The organism is Arsukibacterium sp. MJ3, from assembly GCF_000987765.1.
In the GTDB taxonomy this organism is placed as follows: domain Bacteria; phylum Pseudomonadota; class Gammaproteobacteria; order Enterobacterales; family Alteromonadaceae; genus Alishewanella.
Genome location: NZ_LAHP01000180.1, coordinates 1 through 435, shown reverse-complemented (window position 1 = coordinate 435; position 435 = coordinate 1). Strand labels below are relative to the sequence as shown.

The following is a 435-nucleotide window of genomic DNA, read 5'->3' as shown; positions in this document are numbered from 1 at the left end:
TACGGTGCGCATTGGCTTATATAAAGGCAATGTAACGGTGCTCGGCCGTAAATCGCCATACAGTTTATATTCAGAAGCCTTTGCTACCTTTGAAGAGGATGAAGTGTATCAACAAAAAGATGCAGCTGGCTTTATTCGCCTATTCAGCTTAGCAAGCCGAATTCGGGCGCTGAAGCAAGGAGGTTTAGCATGAGTATGTGGGGTGGCCGGTTTGAAGAGGGCAGTGCGGTTGAATTTCGCGAGTTTAATGATTCGCTGAAATTTGATTACGTGCTGGCGCCATTTGATATTCAAGCGAGCAAAGCTTGGGTGAATGCACTTACTGAACAAGCGCTATTGAATAAGGATGAGCAACAGGCACTACAAACCGGCCTAGATAATTTATTGGCCGAGGTGTTAGCGAATCCGCAATTGCCATTACAGAATGAAGCGGAA

The 435-nt window shown here is 45.7% G+C and carries 2 pseudogenes; both read left to right on the top strand.

Annotated elements, in window-relative coordinates:
- Positions 1 to 193 (top strand): annotated as a pseudogene (locus VT06_RS17385) (argininosuccinate synthase domain-containing protein); the annotation flags it as partial.
- Positions 190 to 435, top strand: a pseudogene (locus VT06_RS17380) (argininosuccinate lyase); the annotation flags it as partial. The pseudogenes VT06_RS17385 and VT06_RS17380, both read left to right, overlap by 4 nt.